Origin of the sequence: Prevotella sp. oral taxon 376, assembly GCF_003043945.1 — a bacterium.
Classification (GTDB): domain Bacteria; phylum Bacteroidota; class Bacteroidia; order Bacteroidales; family Bacteroidaceae; genus Prevotella.
Genome location: NZ_PYXG01000001.1, coordinates 1,043,005 through 1,058,190, shown reverse-complemented (window position 1 = coordinate 1,058,190; position 15,186 = coordinate 1,043,005). Strand labels below are relative to the sequence as shown.

Annotated in this window: 19 protein-coding genes and 1 tRNA gene; 16 read left to right on the top strand and 4 right to left on the bottom strand. The window is 53.0% G+C overall.

The features are described 5' to 3' along the window. Window positions 1–13 precede the first annotated feature (13 nt). Window positions 14–430, top strand: coding sequence for a hypothetical protein (locus tag C7120_RS04625; RefSeq protein WP_107620556.1), 417 nt, complete (start codon window positions 14–16; stop codon window positions 428–430). Window positions 431–581: 151 nt separating this feature from the next. Here the strand turns inward: C7120_RS04625 and C7120_RS04620 are convergent, their stop codons facing one another. Beyond that, window positions 582–1,541, bottom strand: coding sequence for an alpha/beta hydrolase (locus C7120_RS04620; protein WP_107620555.1), 960 nt, complete (start codon window positions 1,539–1,541; stop codon window positions 582–584). Further along, entirely contained in the window at window positions 1,538–2,503 is a 966-nt protein-coding gene (locus tag C7120_RS04615) for a YitT family protein (RefSeq protein ID WP_107620554.1), read from the bottom strand. Before C7120_RS04615 ends, C7120_RS04620 begins: the two co-directional genes overlap by 4 nt. Before the next feature lie 155 nt (window positions 2,504–2,658). Here C7120_RS04615 and argS point away from each other — a divergent pair, with 155 nt between their 5' ends. The 5 genes from argS to C7120_RS04595 are packed head-to-tail and all read left to right on the top strand — an operon-like array spanning window position 2,659 to window position 5,790. Then, a complete protein-coding gene (gene argS / locus C7120_RS04610; RefSeq protein ID WP_107621387.1) occupies window positions 2,659–4,473 on the top strand; it encodes an arginine--tRNA ligase in 1,815 nt (604 codons plus the stop codon). A 9-nt stretch (window positions 4,474–4,482) separates the two neighbouring features. Beyond that, entirely contained in the window at window positions 4,483–4,962 is a 480-nt protein-coding gene (locus C7120_RS04605; RefSeq protein ID WP_107620553.1) for a DUF2059 domain-containing protein, read from the top strand. Between the two features lie 5 nt (window positions 4,963–4,967). Next, complete coding sequence (locus C7120_RS04600) at window positions 4,968–5,441, top strand: RNase H family protein (RefSeq protein ID WP_107620552.1); 474 nt, start codon at window positions 4,968–4,970, stop codon at window positions 5,439–5,441. Continuing rightward, window positions 5,405–5,608 (top strand): hypothetical protein, encoded by a 204-nt coding sequence (locus C7120_RS13755; protein ID WP_146154198.1) that lies wholly within the window; start codon window positions 5,405–5,407, stop codon window positions 5,606–5,608. The genes C7120_RS04600 and C7120_RS13755 overlap by 37 nt, the downstream gene beginning before the upstream one ends. Next, window positions 5,608–5,790, top strand: coding sequence for a hypothetical protein (locus tag C7120_RS04595; protein WP_107620551.1), 183 nt, complete (start codon window positions 5,608–5,610; stop codon window positions 5,788–5,790). Before C7120_RS13755 ends, C7120_RS04595 begins: the two co-directional genes overlap by 1 nt. 5 nt (window positions 5,791–5,795) lie before the next feature. Here C7120_RS04595 and C7120_RS14010 read toward each other — a convergent pair whose 3' ends face one another. Beyond that, window positions 5,796–5,957 carry a hypothetical protein gene (locus C7120_RS14010; RefSeq protein WP_199220670.1) on the bottom strand — a complete coding sequence of 54 codons (162 nt, stop codon included), beginning with the start codon at window positions 5,955–5,957 and terminating at the stop codon, window positions 5,796–5,798. Further along, window positions 5,954–6,886, bottom strand: coding sequence for a bifunctional diaminohydroxyphosphoribosylaminopyrimidine deaminase/5-amino-6-(5-phosphoribosylamino)uracil reductase RibD (gene ribD, locus C7120_RS04590; RefSeq protein WP_107620550.1), 933 nt, complete (start codon window positions 6,884–6,886; stop codon window positions 5,954–5,956). The genes C7120_RS14010 and ribD overlap by 4 nt, the downstream gene beginning before the upstream one ends. A 30-nt stretch (window positions 6,887–6,916) precedes the next feature. Between ribD and prmC the strand changes: the two genes are divergently transcribed. The 10 genes from prmC (at window position 6,917) to C7120_RS04540 (ending at window position 15,166) form a co-directional block, all read left to right on the top strand. Then, a complete protein-coding gene (gene prmC / locus C7120_RS04585) occupies window positions 6,917–7,771 on the top strand; it encodes a peptide chain release factor N(5)-glutamine methyltransferase (protein ID WP_107620549.1) in 855 nt (284 codons plus the stop codon). Next, window positions 7,768–8,241: a regulatory protein RecX gene (locus C7120_RS04580; protein WP_107620548.1), complete on the top strand. Its 474-nt coding sequence runs from the start codon at window positions 7,768–7,770 to the stop codon at window positions 8,239–8,241. Before prmC ends, C7120_RS04580 begins: the two co-directional genes overlap by 4 nt. Then, window positions 8,238–8,933, top strand: a complete 696-nt coding sequence (locus tag C7120_RS04575; protein WP_107620547.1) for a ComF family protein — start codon at window positions 8,238–8,240, stop codon at window positions 8,931–8,933. The genes C7120_RS04580 and C7120_RS04575 overlap by 4 nt, the downstream gene beginning before the upstream one ends. A 175-nt stretch (window positions 8,934–9,108) precedes the next feature. Beyond that, window positions 9,109–9,744 (top strand): orotate phosphoribosyltransferase, encoded by a 636-nt coding sequence (gene pyrE, locus C7120_RS04570; protein ID WP_107620546.1) that lies wholly within the window; start codon window positions 9,109–9,111, stop codon window positions 9,742–9,744. 116 nt (window positions 9,745–9,860) lie between these two features. Beyond that, window positions 9,861–10,277, top strand: coding sequence for a polyketide cyclase (locus C7120_RS04565; RefSeq protein ID WP_107620545.1), 417 nt, complete (start codon window positions 9,861–9,863; stop codon window positions 10,275–10,277). Between the two features lie 29 nt (window positions 10,278–10,306). Beyond that, window positions 10,307–11,644 carry an argininosuccinate lyase gene (gene argH / locus C7120_RS04560; protein WP_107620544.1) on the top strand — a complete coding sequence of 446 codons (1,338 nt, stop codon included), beginning with the start codon at window positions 10,307–10,309 and terminating at the stop codon, window positions 11,642–11,644. Window positions 11,645–11,691: 47 nt separating this feature from the next. Beyond that, window positions 11,692–12,264, top strand: coding sequence for a hypothetical protein (locus C7120_RS04555; RefSeq protein WP_107620543.1), 573 nt, complete (start codon window positions 11,692–11,694; stop codon window positions 12,262–12,264). Window positions 12,265–12,349: 85 nt separating this feature from the next. Then, window positions 12,350–12,435: transfer RNA gene (locus C7120_RS04550), tRNA-Leu, on the top strand. 22 nt (window positions 12,436–12,457) lie between these two features. Further along, the gene (locus C7120_RS04545) at window positions 12,458–14,137 is read left to right on the top strand and encodes a lipopolysaccharide assembly protein LapB (RefSeq protein ID WP_107620542.1); all 1,680 of its coding nucleotides are present in this window, start codon (window positions 12,458–12,460) and stop codon (window positions 14,135–14,137) included. Window positions 14,138–14,167: 30 nt separating this feature from the next. Continuing rightward, a complete protein-coding gene (locus C7120_RS04540) occupies window positions 14,168–15,166 on the top strand; it encodes a DUF4369 domain-containing protein (protein ID WP_107620541.1) in 999 nt (332 codons plus the stop codon). Window positions 15,167–15,186: the final 20 nt, after the last annotated feature.

Below are 15,186 nucleotides of genomic sequence, written 5' to 3'. Positions count from 1 at the left end.
CTAAGAGAACAGTATGTTACAACGCGACTATTTCATCAGAATCATCGAGGAGTTTATGGCAGCCTTGCAGCGCTTCCTCGAGAAAGACATCGACCAGCGAACCGACGAAGACTTCAGGGAGCTCTACCGACAGTATGTGGGCGACTACTCACTGCTGCGCAACTGTTCTATGGAGGAAGCCGTCGACTATGCCCGCCAGCAATGGGAAGAAGACCGACGGATACAGAAGCTCGAGATGCTTGCCGAGCTCTGGTATGCCGAGGGAACCTGCAAGATGAAGCCGCTCCGCGACCTCTTCCTCGACAAAGCTTTCCGACTCTACGACTACATCGATGCCCACAGCAAAGAGTTCTCACTGTCCAGGAAACAGAAAATACGCGACATCAAGAGTATGCTCCGGCAAGACGGCAAGTGGACAGCAGACGACTAAAAGGCCGCTCCCAGCCTGACAAAATCGGCGATTTCGTCCCACGATTTCGGCGATTTCGTCCTTCAATCTCGCCGATTTTGTCAAACCGGAAGATACATATCTAAAAACAAGTGAGCCGCACGGACAGTCCTGACGGCAAAAAATCCATGGACTAAGGGATGCCGCACTTCCTGACAAAGGCCGCCACCCGTCCGGCATACTCCCGCGGATGGTCGCGGTAACTGAGGGCATGGGCTGACTTCGACGCAACATACCGCTCCTTGATACCCGGCTTGGCCTCATACAAAGGCTCGAGCATGGAGAAAGGAACATAAGTGTCGGCATCTCCATGAATGAACAGCATCGGGAGCTTGCACCTGCCGACCTGCCTGAGGGGAGAGGCTTCCTGGAAGCTCCACCCAAAGCGGAGCTTGCAAAGAACACTTGCCGCATGGAGCAACGGGAAAGCCGGAAGACCGAACCGGGCCCTCATCTCGCCCCTGAACTCTTCCCAAACGCTGGTATATCCGCAGTCTTCCACAAAGCCTCTCACATAAGGCGGCAACTCTTCTCCCGATATGCACATGGCCGTTGCAGCGCCCATAGAGATGCCGTGAACCATCATCCGCGAGGTTGCCGTGGAATCGCGGAAGAGCGAATCGGCAACCGCCATCCAGCGCATGACATCCTTGCGGTCTTCCCATCCCATCCGGATGTCAGCGCCCTCGCTCTTGCCATGGGCATGGAGGTCGGGCAGCAGGAGATTGAACCCCAACCGACTGTAGACATATCCTATATGCATCATGCCCATGCAGTTGTCTTTATATCCGTGAATGAGCACCGCCACCTTATTTGAAGGCTGTGCCACACGGACATAGACAGCGTGATGACGCTCTCCGGTAGGCATGAGGACAAAGGTGTCTCTCAGTGCCCCGGCATCCTGCAGGCTGTCTACCCACGGACGAATCTGGGGATATCCTCGCCGCATCTCGGCCAGTCTTGGCTCCAATTGGTGGCTATGCCGCATGGAGGACATGAGGGAATAGTCAAGCATATACCAACTCGCCGCAGACAGGACTCCCACAATTGCGATGAGGATTGCTGCCAATAAGAATCCAAACGACCTTCTCATGCTGCTCCGCCTGTTTCTCCCTTTGCCGCTTCCGACTCCTCCAAAGCCCGGCGAATGAACTCCTTCTCCTCCTGTTTCCTCTGCTTGCTACGCGCACGAAACTGGTCGAAGCCCTCTCCGAACACGCCGATTACGGAACTCTGGGAAACAAAAGCGTCGGGATCTATATCGTCAATGAGATGGAATATCATGTTCGACTCACTCTTCTTGGCTATGACGAAGAGGGCCTGAATCTTCTTGCCCGAGTAGAATCCATGTCCGTCAAAGACCGTGCAGCCACGGGGCACGAACTCATTAATGGCCTTCCCGATGACATCATACTTATCGGAAATGATGAAGAACTGCACCGACCGCCGCATGGTATTCACCACTTGGTCCACGCAGAAAGAACAGATGAAAAGGAAGCAATAGCCATAGAGCACCTTCTCCCAGTCCTTCAGGACCAGATAAGAAGAAGTGATGATGATGAGATCGCAGAACAAAATGATATGCCCCAGCGACACATCTTTATATTTATGGACCATGGCAGCGATCACATCAGAGCCTCCCGTGGAGCCTCCTGACGACAAGCCCAGCCCCACACTCGTGCCCAAGAAAGCACTTCCCACGATGAGAGCCATGAACTTCTGGTCGGCCAGCAGGTGCAAATCACCCACATAGTATTGCAATAGAGAAGTGATAACCGTGAAGAGAACAACTGCGTAAATGGTCTTCACGCAAAACTTCCAGCCCAAAATGCGCAGGGCGAACATCATGAGAACGGCATTCATGACAAAGAAAGTGAGCGACACCGGAATCTGGAAGCCCCAATACAGAATAGAAGCGACCCCCGTGATACCCCCAGTCGTAATCTCGTTAGGCAGGAAAAACAGCACCAGACCCACCGAACCCATGAGCATGGCGATGCTGATAATGACATAATCCCGAAAGTCTCGATAACGCGATTTCCTCTTTGTTTTCATAGATGATTAAACATTTGCTGGCAAATGTAACATTTTTATTTGGGATTCCCCCTATATCCGATTATTTTTTTGTAATTTTGCACACATCTAAGTATTTACAAAACAGGATTCCCTGTCTGAGAAAAAACAAAAAGCAAAAGGAAAACAAATACGATATGGATATTGAAAGCACAATTTGCGGTGCCGTCGTCAAGGCCGTAAAAGAATTATATGGGCAGGATGTGCCAGCCAAGATGATACAGTTACAGAAGACCAAGGAGGCCTTCGAGGGCAACCTCACGCTCGTTGTGTTCCCCTTCTTGAAAGCCTCAAGGAAGAAACCCGAGGACACGGCGCAGGACATCGGCCTGTATTTGCAGCAGTACTGTGAAGCCGTTGAGAGGTTCAATGTGGTCAAGGGGTTCCTCAATCTTATCGTCGCGAAAGGCGCATGGCTGTCTCTGCTGAACGATATCAATGCCGACGAGAAGTTCGGCGAGAAGAAATCCACCGGCGATTCACCACTGGTGATGGTGGAATACTCGTCTCCCAACACCAACAAACCGCTCCATCTGGGACATGTGCGCAACAATCTGCTCGGCTGGTCGCTGTCAAAAATCATGGAAGCCAACGGCAATAAGGTCGTAAAGACCAACATCGTGAACGACCGCGGCATTCATATCTGCAAGTCGATGCTGGCATGGCAGAAGTGGGGCGATGGTGAAACTCCCGAAAGCAGCGGCAAGAAAGGCGACCATCTGATAGGCGACTACTATGTGGCTTTCGACAAGCATTACCGTGAAGAGTGTGCAGCCCTCAAGGCGCAATATGTAACCGACGGCCTCGACGAAGATAAAGCCGAGGAGAAAGCCAAGTCAGAAGCCCCGCTCATCAAGGAAGCCCACGAGATGCTTGTCAAGTGGGAGCAGGGCGACAAAGAAGTGCGTGCCCTCTGGGAGAAGATGAACTCCTGGGTATATGCCGGCTTCGACGAGACCTATCAGGCACTCGGCGTAAGCTTCGACAAGATCTACTACGAGTCGAACACCTATCTTGAGGGAAAGAAGAAGGTGGAGGAGGGGCTTGCAAAAGGCCTCTTCTTCCGTAAGGAAGACGGCAGCGTATGGGCTGATCTCACCCGGGAAGGCCTCGATCAGAAGCTTCTTATCCGCTCCGACGGAACCAGCGTCTACATGACCCAGGACATCGGCACGGCCGAGATGCGCTTCAACGACTACCCCATCGACAAGATGATCTATGTGGTGGGCAATGAGCAGAACTACCATTTTCAGGTTCTGTCCCTTCTTTTAGACCGCCTCGGCTTCAAATGGGGCAAGGATTTGGTACACTTCTCCTACGGCATGGTGGAACTTCCGAACGGTAAGATGAAGAGTCGCGAGGGCACCGTGGTAGATGCCGACGACCTGATAGCCACCATGATAGACGATGCCCGCAAGACAAGCGACGAGCTCGGTAAGTTCAAGGACATGACTGAAACGGAGAAGCAGGAGATTGCCCGTATCGTGGGACTCGGCGCGCTGAAGTACTTCATCCTGAAAGTAGATGCCCGCAAGAACATGCTCTTCAATCCGGAAGAGAGTATCGACTTCAACGGCAACACAGGTCCTTTCATCCAATACACCTATGCCCGCATCCGCAGCATCATGCGCAAGGCCGCGGAACAGGGACTCAATCTCGGACCGGTAGCGACAGATGCTCCCCTCAACGACAAGGAGGTGGAGCTCATTCAGAAGATGAATGAGTTTGGAGTGGCCGTAGCGGACGCCGGCGAGAACTACAATCCGGCCGGCATTGCCAACTATTGCTACGACCTCACGAAGCTTTTCAACCAGTTTTACCATGACTACAGCATCCTGAGCGCAGGCACGGAGACCGAGAAACTCACCCGTCTTGTCATCGCAAAGAATGTGGCCAAGACCATCAAGAACGGCATGGAGCTATTAGGCATAGAGGTTCCGGAAAGAATGTAAGCAAAAAATATGAAAAGAACCGCCATTCTGTTTTTCTTCCTGTGCACGCTTAGCTACGGATACGCACAGACAAGCGACACCCTGCAGGGCAACGACAAGGAATATCGCGAGACGCTCGACCGCCTCATGCTGGTTTCCGGCACTTCCACTGCCCTCCGCGCCCAGTTTCCCTTGCTGATGCAGATGATGGAGAACATGCTGCCCGATGTGCCGGAAGAAGTCATTCATAAGATGGAGGACAAGTTTGGAGACCTCTTCTTCGAAAGGATCAGCGACCTCTATACGCCTATCTATAAAAGATACCTCACGCTGGAAGACCTCAAGGGATACATCGCCTTCTACGAGACTCCCCTCGGCAAGAAAATCGCCATGACCATACCGACCCTGAACAAAGAGTTGATGGAAGCGGGGCAGAAAGCAGGCCAGAGCATAGCACGGGAAGTGCTGCAAGAGCTGAAGAAAGAGGGTTATACACCCACAACCCTGTAAAAACCATGAAGAAGAAGGAACTCCTGAACCCGCCCGACTACCGCAACGACACCGTGTTGCCGCTGCCTCCGGAGGTTGTGGCAACAGCCTGGGCCGTCGACGCAGCCTGTTCCGGCAACCCCGGTCCTATGGAATATCAGGCCATTGACTTGCAAACGGGCGCACAAGTCTTCCATTTCGGCCCCGTCCACGGCACCAATAACATCGGCGAATTCCTTGCCATCGTGCACGCCCTTGCCCTCATGGAGAGGGAGGGCATCAGCGGCAAGATCATCTACAGCGACTCCTACAACGCCATTCTATGGGTGAACAAGAAGAAGTGCAAGACCAAGCTTGAGCATAATCCGCAGACCGAGCCGCTCTTCCGGGTCATCGCCAGGGCCGAGGCCTGGCTTCGCACGCACCACATCACAACGCCCATCCAAAAGTGGGACACCACCAAATGGGGCGAGATACCCGCCGATTTCGGGAGGAAATAGACATGTGCCATCCCTACAAGAAATACGAAAGCTCGCCCTATTGGCCAGTCATCAGAAAGCTGATTGAAGACTTGGAGGACAACAACGACCTGGAGCTGCAGACCCCGATAGAGTATATCGTGGGCTATATCTGCAAAGGTCTGGAGCAAGAGAACGGCGCCAGATAATGGACGAGAACGAGAATTCCAGCAAGCACAACGGCCTTTTCAAGGGCGTCCTCTACGGCTCCATAACCGGAGTGGCCCTTTCCCTTATCACCGGAAGCCCCGGCGTAATCCCGCTGGCGATAACCGCCGGCATCCTTGCGGGAGCCCTTTACGACAGGTTTTTCCGCAATGAGAAGAAGTAACGGCCCTACCCTTCCTTCATATATCCCTTCGTAAACATATCATACGACAAGGCTTCCAGTTCCGAAAGCTTGAGCTGTTCTACGGCATGCTCTATCTTCCGGATCAGCAACTCCCGCTGATAGTCGTCCGAGTCGCTGAGCCGTGTGGTGAATCTATTCGCTGTCATGACTTTCGCTCATAGGTTATAATCTCGTTTCCATCATAGTTTTCAACCCTCACTACCCTAAGATTGCCGGGCAAACGGGGAGCACGGGTACCTGCTCCTGCCGCAATCGTGCCCGTTTCCACGCGTATCTCATCCCACAGATCACGCTCCATGAAACTCTCGAGGGTCTTCCCCCCTCCCTCCACGATCAGCGACTGCAACCCCTCCTGATAACATTCGTCGAGAATTTTGTCTATGGAGGTCGCGGAAGAAAGCACTAACCTGCGGGGATCCCGACCGCTCCACTCCCGCACATCCAGCCGCGGACGGTCGCGCTCAGCCGTTACCCGCCCCACCAGAATCGCGTCATTCTCCGCACGGAGCTTATGGGTGAGCATCCTTGTAAAGGCCGTAGAGATCTGCATTGGTCTGAAATGGTCGTCCAGAAAGCCGTCGGCCGTCTGTGCCCACTTGAGAAGAATGTAGGGACGAAGAGCCGTATTAAAGGTGATAAACCGCCTGTTGAGCTCACGGCACTCATCTTCGAGAACGCCCACGACGACTTCCGCGCCCGCCTCTTGCAGCTTCCGGATGCCCCGCCCCTGCACTTTGGCAAACGGGTCGACGCATCCGACGACCACCCGGGGCACCCCCTTCCTTATAATAAGGTCGGCACAAGGTGGCGTCCGGCCAAAGTGCGAACAGGGCTCCAGGCTCACATAAAGCGTCGACCGAGAGAGCAAGACCTCGTCTTCAGTACTCACGGAGGCAAAGCAGTTCACCTCCGCATGCCCCTCACCGCATCGCACATGGTAGCCCTCGCCGATGATGCGCCCGCCGGCAACAAGCACAGCCCCCACCATGGGATTCGGCTTGGCGCTCTGCCGGCCGTTCCCGGCCAGCTGAATGCAGCGTCGCATGTATTTTTTATCCGTCTCTTCTTGCGTCATTTCAATTTATTTTATAATTTTGCTTTCTGTATGACCTACAACCAACTGTGGCACCTGATTGTGCCGCCCTACGACGAAAGCGAGGCAAAAGCCGTCATCCGCATGGTGCTGGAGGTGGTCTTCGGCTTCAGCCTCGCCGACCTTTACTCGGACAAAGTTAATGAATTATCCTCAGACGAGGAAGAGGTTTTGCGGGAAATTGTCGGAAGACTGCAAAAGGGCGAGCCCGTGCAGTATGTCTTAGGACAATCCGACTTCTGCGGGCGAGCCTTCACGGTGCGTCCCGGAGTTCTCATTCCGAGGCCCGAGACGGCAGAGTTGTGCGAATGGATCACCGCCCGCCACGCCCATTCCAACCACCTCCGCATCGTCGACATAGGCACCGGAAGCGGTTGCATAGCCGTTACGCTCGCCCTCAACCTGCCTCATCCACGGGTAGAGGGATGGGATATCTCCTCGGAAGCCCTCCGCATCGCAAGGGAAAACAACGAACGGCTGAAGGCCGGCGTGAGGTTTCTCAAGAAAGACATACTCGCCCCCGGCCTCTCCGAGAAGGCCGCAAAAGACAAGGGGGAAATAGATATCATGATCTCAAATCCGCCCTATATCTGCATGAAAGAACGCGGAAAGATGGAACGGAATGTGCTCGACTACGAACCGGAAACAGCCCTTTTCGTGCCCGACGACGACCCGTTGCGCTTCTATCGGGCCATCGCGGAATATGGCAAGACGGCCCTCAAACCGGGCGGAGAACTCTATTTTGAAATCAATCCCTTATATGCCGGTGAGCTGAAAGCCATGCTGGAAAAAACGGGATACGGGAATTTGGAAATCAGGAAAGACCAGTTTGGCAAACAACGGATGATGAAAGGAACAAGACCATGAAGGAAATGACCGAGCAACAAGCGCTCTATAAGCTCGCCGCACTCTGTTCGACAGCCGAGCACTGCTCGTGGGAAATGCTCGAGAAGATGCGCAAGTGGGACATCCCCGACGACGCTCAGGCACGCATCATGGCGTATCTGGCCCGGGAAAAATACATCGACGACAGCCGCTACTGCCGTTTCTTTGTCAACGACAAGCTGAAATACAATGGATGGGGAAGGCGCAAGATAGAACAGGCCTTACGCCTGAAGCACATCGGCAAGGATATTTCCGACCCGGTTTTCGATGCCGTGGAAGACGAGCAATACCTTGAAATCCTCCGCCCGATGGCGCAACGGAAGTGGAAGACTATCAAGGCCGTGAGCGACTACGAGCGTTCCGTGAAGCTCATCAGGTGGGCCATGGCGCGCGGATACAGCCTCGACATCATCCGGAAATGCGTCGACAACCTCAGCGACATAGAACTATGACCGGAGTCTGCAGCCGTCTTCTGAACCTGATTTCGCCCCAGCGGTGTGTATCGTGCGGCCTCCGGCTGGCTCCGGGCGAGGACATTGTCTGCACAAAATGCAACCTCCGGCTGCCCCGCACGCTCTATCACGAAGACCCATACGAGAATGCCATGGCCACAATGTTCTGGGGGCGGATGAAGACAGAGCGGTGCGCAGCTTTCCTCTTCTATAATGCGGGCAGCGAGGCCGGCAACATCATCTACGAGATGAAGTATCACGGACATCCGGAAATCGGCAGGAAAATGGGGCACAAGATGGCCTCGGAGCTCATGGATTCCGGTTTTTTCGAGGATATCGACCTGCTCATTCCCCTGCCCTTGGGCAAAAACCGGCTCCGCCAGCGGGGCTTCAACCAGAGCGCGGAGATAGCCCGGGGCGTCAGCGAGGTTACGGGCATCTTGGTGGGCGAACGCATCGTGAGCCGCACGCAGTTCAGGGAAAGCCAAACCCATAAAGGCCGCTGGGAGCGCAATGAGAATGTGAAGGATGCCTTCCGCCTTGAAGACGCAAGCCCCATCAGGGGCAAGCATCTGCTCCTGATAGACGATGTGGCCACCACGGGGGCCACCCTCATCGCCTGTGGCACCGAGCTCCTGAAGGCTGAAGACACCCGGGTGAGCATCCTCACCCTTGCCTACGCAAAGTCGTGAAACGGGCGGGAAGCTCTCGAAAGCCCGCAACCGGTCATACCGGAAAATCATGAATTGTGCATCCCGAATTATGAATCACATGCACGGCAAATCATGAATTATGCATTATGGATTATGAATTTCGAATTAAAATCCTTATCTTTGCAGGAAAATAAACCCTCATCAAACGAACGACATGGACAAACTGAAACTGGACTTTGCCTCTAAACTCCTTGGAATCAAAGCCATCAAGGTGCAGCCAAGAGAGCCTTTCACCTGGGCGAGCGGATGGAAATCGCCTTTCTACTGCGACAACCGCAAGACGCTCTCCTACCCCGAAGTGCGCACCTTCGTAAAGCTCGAGCTGGTGCACGCCATCCTTGAGAACTTCCCCGAGGCAACAGCCGTGGCCGGAGTAGCCACCGGAGCCATCGCCCAAGGCGCTCTGGTGGCCGACGCGCTGTGCCTGCCTTTCTGCTATGTAAGGTCGAAACCCAAGGACCACGGCATGGGCAACCTCATCGAGGGCACGCTGCCCAAGGGCTCAAAGGTGGTGGTCGTAGAGGATCTCATCTCCACCGGCGGCTCCTCACTCAAGGCTGTGGAGGCCTTGCGACAGGCTGGGTTCGAGGTAGTGGGCATGGTGGCTTCCTACACTTACGGCTTCCCGGTTGCCGAAGAGGCGTTCACGGCGGCCGGGGTGAGGCTTGTTACCCTCACCGACTACGAGCATGTGATCGACAAGGCGCTTGAGATTGGATACATCAAGGCCGAGGATGTGGACACCCTGCATCGCTGGCGACAGGATCCCGCACACTATGAAACAGAGTAAGAGACCGTTGACAGGAGAGTAAAATCGCCGAAATCGTAGGACAAAATCGGCGAAATCGTGCGACGAAATCGCCGGTTTTGTCAGACAGGCAACAATAAACCATCAAACAAAAAGATATGAGCAGCACTTTTGAAAGCACCATACGGCAGATTCCGTATCCGCAGACAAGCGTCTACGAAAAACTCAGCGACCTGAACAATCTTGAGAAGGTGCGCGACAGAATACCGCAAGACAAGCTCGAAGACTTCAGCTTCGACGCCGACCACATTGCCATCAAGGCACCTGTGGTGGGTGAAATCAAGCTCCGCATCATAGACCGGGAGGAACCGAAGACCATCAAGTTCGAGACCGAACAGAGTCCCGTGCCTTTCGATTTCTGGATCCAACTGTTGCCCATGGATGCCGGCAACTGCAAGATGAAGCTCACCATCAAGGCCGAACTGAACCCGTTTATCAAGGGAATGGTATCAGGTCCGCTGACAGAAGGACTGGAAAAGGTGGCTGATGTGTTGCAGATGATACAATACGAATAAGTGAAAGATGACCTTAGAAAGGCAGCATTATGACGAATAAACTTTGGGAAAAGAACTTTGGGGTCAGCAAGGAGATTGAGCGGTTCACGATAGGGAAAGACCGTGAGCTCGACCTCTGCCTGGCAAAATATGATGTGCTGGGCTCCATGGCGCACATCATCATGCTGCAGACCATTGGCCTCCTCACGGCCGAGGAACTCAAGGCGCTGCTCGCAGAACTGAAAACCATCTACAGGCTTGCCGATGAAGGCAGGTTTGAGATCGAGGAGGGCGTGGAGGATGTGCACTCACAGGTGGAACTGATGCTCACGCGCAAACTCGGCGACATGGGCAAGAAAATCCATTCGGGACGCTCACGCAACGACCAAGTGCTCGTAGACCTGAAGCTCTTCACCCGCCATGCCCTGAAGGAAACGGTAGAATTGGTGAAGATTCTCTTCGACGAACTCCTCCGCAAGAGCCACCAATACAAAGAGGTCCTGATGCCGGGATACACCCACCTGCAGGTTGCCATGCCCTCAAGTTTCGGCCTATGGTTCGGCGCCTACGCAGAGTCTCTCGCCGACGACATGCTCTTTCTGCAGGCTGCCTACAAGATGGCGAATCGCAACCCACTGGGGTCGGCGGCAGGATACGGTTCTTCCTTTCCGCTCAACCGCACCCTGACGACCGATCTGCTGGGGTTTGACTCCATGAACTACAATGTGGTTTACGCGCAGATGGGCCGCGGCAAGATGGAGCGCAATGTGGCGTTCGCGCTCGCCACCGTAGCCGGGACGCTGGCTAAAATGGCTTTCGACGCCTGTCTCTTCAACTGCCAGAACTTCAATTTCATAAGATTGCCCAAGGAATGCACCACCGGATCAAGCATCATGCCGCATAAGAAGAACCCCGATGTGTTTGAGTTGATCCGGGCGAAAAGCAATAAGCTGCAGGGACTGCCGCAGCAAATCATGCTCATCATGAACAACCTCCCCGTGGGCTATTTTCGTGATTTGCAGATTATCAAGGAAGTTTTCCTGCCCGCTTTCGACGAGCTCAAGGACTGCCTGCAGATGGCTGCGTACATCATCAACAAGATGGAAGTGAACGAACATATCCCCGAAAACCCGATGTATGACCCAATGTTCTCCGTAGAAGAAGTGAACCGGCTCGCCGCGGCAGGCATGCCTTTCCGTGACGCCTACAAGAAAGTGGGCCTCGAAATCGAGGCCGGCACATTCAGGGCCGACAAGCATATCCATCACACACACGAAGGTTCCATGGGCAATCTCTGTAACGAAAGGATTGAAGCCCTGATGCAACAGACGCTCAGGGAGTTCCACTTTGAAAGAATGGAAAAGGCCGAGAAGGAGCTGCTGAAATAGTTTTTACATGGCTCCGCCCCATAAGGACAAGACATAAAACCCACGAAATGAAGAAATCCAGAATATTCTTACCAATATTGCTTGCCGCCGCCCTGACCTCCTGTGGCGGCGAGGAGTTCACCTACAGCGACCATCACTGTAATCTCACCATAGACAACAGCAAGCATCTTGACCAGACCCTGAACTCCGCGTTAAATCCCAATTCGAAAGGAATATTCTGCAAGATTTCACATAAAAGCAACTCCGGAGCGCTCTACTTCGTATTCAGGAACTGTCAGGGACAGACTTCCGAGTCCATCTTCAATGCCATCGACCAGAGGCTGCAGAGTCAAAACCGCCTTGGTATGAACAACGGCGTCATCGTGGGATACGGCAACCTCAGCGACCCGGCACAATTCTATGCCTACGACGCGGAATGCCCCAACTGCTTCGACGACAACGCCATTCCCATGAAGAGCTATCCTCTTGACATGAACAGCAGCGGCATCGCCACATGCGGCAAATGTAGGCGGCAGTACAACATGAATAGTGGCGGCAACTGCATCAACAACACCGGAAAGGGACTGACCAGATATCGGGCAACCACAACAGGCGCAAACGGCCTGCTCCACATCTATTAAATACACGCATAAGTATTAAAAATGTGAAAAATCCTTTGGAGTTTTAAGGATTAAACACTACCTTTGTATCGAAATCAACGACCATGCCGCAATGGTGGAATTGGTAGACACGAGGGACTTAAAATCCCTTGGCCAGTAATGGCTGTGCGGGTTCAAGTCCCGCTCGCGGCACTTCTATTAAACTTTAATCCTTATGCGCAAAAAATTATTGCTTGCTTTTGCAGCCTGTTCTTTATTGATTTTCAGCTCTTGTTCGAAACTCGGTGCCTTGTCAGCCGACAACTTCACCGTAACGCCCAAGCCGCTTGAGACCGTGGGAGGGAATGTCCCCGTTACCATCAACGGAACTTTCCCGGAGAAATACATGAAGCGCAATGCCGTAGTAACTGTTGTCCCGGAATTGCGTTCTACAACCAACAATCAGATCGTGGCACAAGGAACGCCTGCAACTTTCCAGGGTGAGAAAGTAATGGGGAACGACCAGACCATTTCCTATCGGCTGGGCGGACACTACACGATGAAGAGCAATTTCACCTATCAGGAAGGCCTCCAGAAATGCGATATGTATCTCACTTTCGATGCGCGCCTTGGCAACAAGAGGGTCAGTGTCCCTGCCGTGAAGGTCAACTATGGCATCATCACTACCTCCGAGCTGTACAGGAAGACTCTCCTGAATGCCGGCGGCTGTATCGCTCCCGATTCCTTCCAGCGAGTTAAAGAACAAAAGCAGGAGGCAAACATCAAATTCCTTGTCAATCAGGCTAACATCCGCAAGAGTGAACTGAAGAACAACAGCGTGCAGGAATTCGTGAAAATGCTGAAGAAAATCAACCAAGACCGAGAAGGCCTCAACATGAACAATGTGGAGATTCAGGCCTATGCGTCTCCTGAAGGTGGCGTGGCATTTAACGACAAATTGGCTAACAAGCGCCAGAACACTTCGGAGGATTATGTGAAACAGCAACTGAAGAGCGCCGGCTTGAAGACGGGTATCGACGCTCACTATACCGCACAAGACTGGGACGGCTTCCAACGCCTCGTCCAGGCAAGTAATATCCAGGACAAGGAAGTCATCCTGCGCGTGCTTTCCATGTACAAGGATCCCGAGCAGCGCGAGCAGCAAATCCGCAATATGAGTGAAGGTTTCCGCGAATTAGCCGACGGAATACTACCCGAACTACGCCGAAGCCGCCTCATCATCAATTACGAAACCATCGGCCGCAGCGACGACGAGATTAAGGAGCAGTATAAGACGGATGCCACGAAGCTTTCTCCGGAGGAGCTTCTCTACCTTGCCACGCTCGTAGAAACGAATGCAGAGAAAGAGCAAGTCTATATGACTGCCGCAAATTACTATAACAAAGACTACCGCGCCTACAACAATCTTGCCGTGCTGGCATTCAAAGAAGGGGACGAGACCAAGGCCAAAAGCTATCTTGAGCGCGCCTTCAGCAAAAACCCAGGTGCACCAGAAGCTAACGCAAACCTCGGCCTGATCGCGCTGAAAAACGGCAATATCGAGGAGGCAGAGCGATATATCGCCAAGGCTACTGACGCCAACGACCTCCATCAGGCCCTCGGAAACCTGAATATCGCCAAAGGAAACTATGCCCAGGCAGAAGAGAACTTCAAGGACAGCTATAACAACAGTGCCGCCCTCGCGCAGATTCTGAATAAGAATTACGCTGCCGCGAAGGCTACCCTGAATAACATCAAGACCCCTGACGGGCTCACAAGCTACCTCCATGCAGTAGCCAGCGCACGGCAGGGAAACAAATATGCTGCACAGTCCTATCTGAAAGAGGCATTGCAAAAAGACCCTTCCCTCAGCACTTATGCTGAAAACGACCTGGAATTTGAAAGCCTGAGATGAGGGAAAACGACTTGGAATTAAAAGTCTGAAATGAGGAAAATAACCTATATTTTTCTGCTCACTTTGGTTCTTGGAGCCTGCAATACCGACAATAACCACTTCAAACTGAAGGGCCGGATGCGCAACATGAACCAAGGTGAGTTTTACATTTACAGCCTTGACGGCTCCGTCAACGGCATCGACACCATCAAGGTGAATGGCGGAAAGCTGGCCTATGAAATGCCGTGTGCCAGGCCGACCACCCTAATGCTCGTATTCCCGAACTTTTCCGAACAGCCGGTATTTGCCGAACCGGGCAAGTCGGTGGAGCTGAGAGCCGATGCCTCGCACTTGAAGGAACTTGAAATCACGGGCACGAAAGAAAACGAATTGATGAACGACTTCCGCAAGCAGATTGCCAATGCCTCACCCCCCGAGATATTGAAATATGCCGAACAGTTTGTCAAAGACCATCCCACATCCTCCATCAGCACCTACATCCTTCGCAAATATTTCATCGCGGGTGCCAAACCTGATTACAAAAAGGCGGAGAAATTGCTGAAAATAATGCAGGAAGAGAATCCTGAAAACAGGGAGATTATCCGCCTGTCGGCACAGCTGAAACCGCTCGCAGGACTCACAATAGGCTCGCAACTTCCCAATTTCACGGCATACGACATCAATGGCAACCTGGTCAGCAAATCTTCTCTGAACGCCCCCGTGGCCTTGATAACCACTTGGGCTACATGGAACTACGACAGCCAGACTTTCCAGAGACAGCTGAAAGGATATGTCAAGCGGTCCAAGGGTCGGCTAAAAGCCGTGAGCATTTGCGTGGATCCCTATAAGAAAACTTGCCGGGATTTCCTGAAAAACGACTCGCTGACCATCTGGCCGACAATCTGCGACGAACAAATGCTCGAGTCGCCACTATTGCAAAAGCTCGGCCTATATACCATTCCCGGCAATATTCTACTGAAAGACGGCAAGATTATCGCGCGAGACTTGAAGCTTACAGACCTGCAGAGACGGCTCGAAGAACTGATTTAACACCCACGAATATAATCTAA

What these genes read in the sequence shown, in the direction of transcription:
- C7120_RS04625 (WP_107620556.1), top strand. Translation starts at nt 14, where the DNA reads ATGTTACAACGCGACTATTTCATCAGAATCATCGAGGAGTTTATGGCA.
- C7120_RS04620 (WP_107620555.1), bottom strand. Translation starts at nt 1,541, where the DNA reads ATGAGAAGGTCGTTTGGATTCTTATTGGCAGCAATCCTCATCGCAATT.
- C7120_RS04615 (WP_107620554.1), bottom strand. Translation starts at nt 2,503, where the DNA reads ATGAAAACAAAGAGGAAATCGCGTTATCGAGACTTTCGGGATTATGTC.
- argS (WP_107621387.1), top strand. Translation starts at nt 2,659, where the DNA reads ATGGATATTGAAAGCACAATTTGCGGTGCCGTCGTCAAGGCCGTAAAA.
- C7120_RS04605 (WP_107620553.1), top strand. Translation starts at nt 4,483, where the DNA reads ATGAAAAGAACCGCCATTCTGTTTTTCTTCCTGTGCACGCTTAGCTAC.
- C7120_RS04600 (WP_107620552.1), top strand. Translation starts at nt 4,968, where the DNA reads ATGAAGAAGAAGGAACTCCTGAACCCGCCCGACTACCGCAACGACACC.
- C7120_RS13755 (WP_146154198.1), top strand. Translation starts at nt 5,405, where the DNA reads ATGGGGCGAGATACCCGCCGATTTCGGGAGGAAATAGACATGTGCCAT.
- C7120_RS04595 (WP_107620551.1), top strand. Translation starts at nt 5,608, where the DNA reads ATGGACGAGAACGAGAATTCCAGCAAGCACAACGGCCTTTTCAAGGGC.
- C7120_RS14010 (WP_199220670.1), bottom strand. Translation starts at nt 5,957, where the DNA reads ATGACAGCGAATAGATTCACCACACGGCTCAGCGACTCGGACGACTAT.
- ribD (WP_107620550.1), bottom strand. Translation starts at nt 6,886, where the DNA reads ATGACGCAAGAAGAGACGGATAAAAAATACATGCGACGCTGCATTCAG.
- prmC (WP_107620549.1), top strand. Translation starts at nt 6,917, where the DNA reads ATGACCTACAACCAACTGTGGCACCTGATTGTGCCGCCCTACGACGAA.
- C7120_RS04580 (WP_107620548.1), top strand. Translation starts at nt 7,768, where the DNA reads ATGAAGGAAATGACCGAGCAACAAGCGCTCTATAAGCTCGCCGCACTC.
- C7120_RS04575 (WP_107620547.1), top strand. Translation starts at nt 8,238, where the DNA reads ATGACCGGAGTCTGCAGCCGTCTTCTGAACCTGATTTCGCCCCAGCGG.
- pyrE (WP_107620546.1), top strand. Translation starts at nt 9,109, where the DNA reads ATGGACAAACTGAAACTGGACTTTGCCTCTAAACTCCTTGGAATCAAA.
- C7120_RS04565 (WP_107620545.1), top strand. Translation starts at nt 9,861, where the DNA reads ATGAGCAGCACTTTTGAAAGCACCATACGGCAGATTCCGTATCCGCAG.
- argH (WP_107620544.1), top strand. Translation starts at nt 10,307, where the DNA reads ATGACGAATAAACTTTGGGAAAAGAACTTTGGGGTCAGCAAGGAGATT.
- C7120_RS04555 (WP_107620543.1), top strand. Translation starts at nt 11,692, where the DNA reads ATGAAGAAATCCAGAATATTCTTACCAATATTGCTTGCCGCCGCCCTG.
- C7120_RS04545 (WP_107620542.1), top strand. Translation starts at nt 12,458, where the DNA reads ATGCGCAAAAAATTATTGCTTGCTTTTGCAGCCTGTTCTTTATTGATT.
- C7120_RS04540 (WP_107620541.1), top strand. Translation starts at nt 14,168, where the DNA reads ATGAGGAAAATAACCTATATTTTTCTGCTCACTTTGGTTCTTGGAGCC.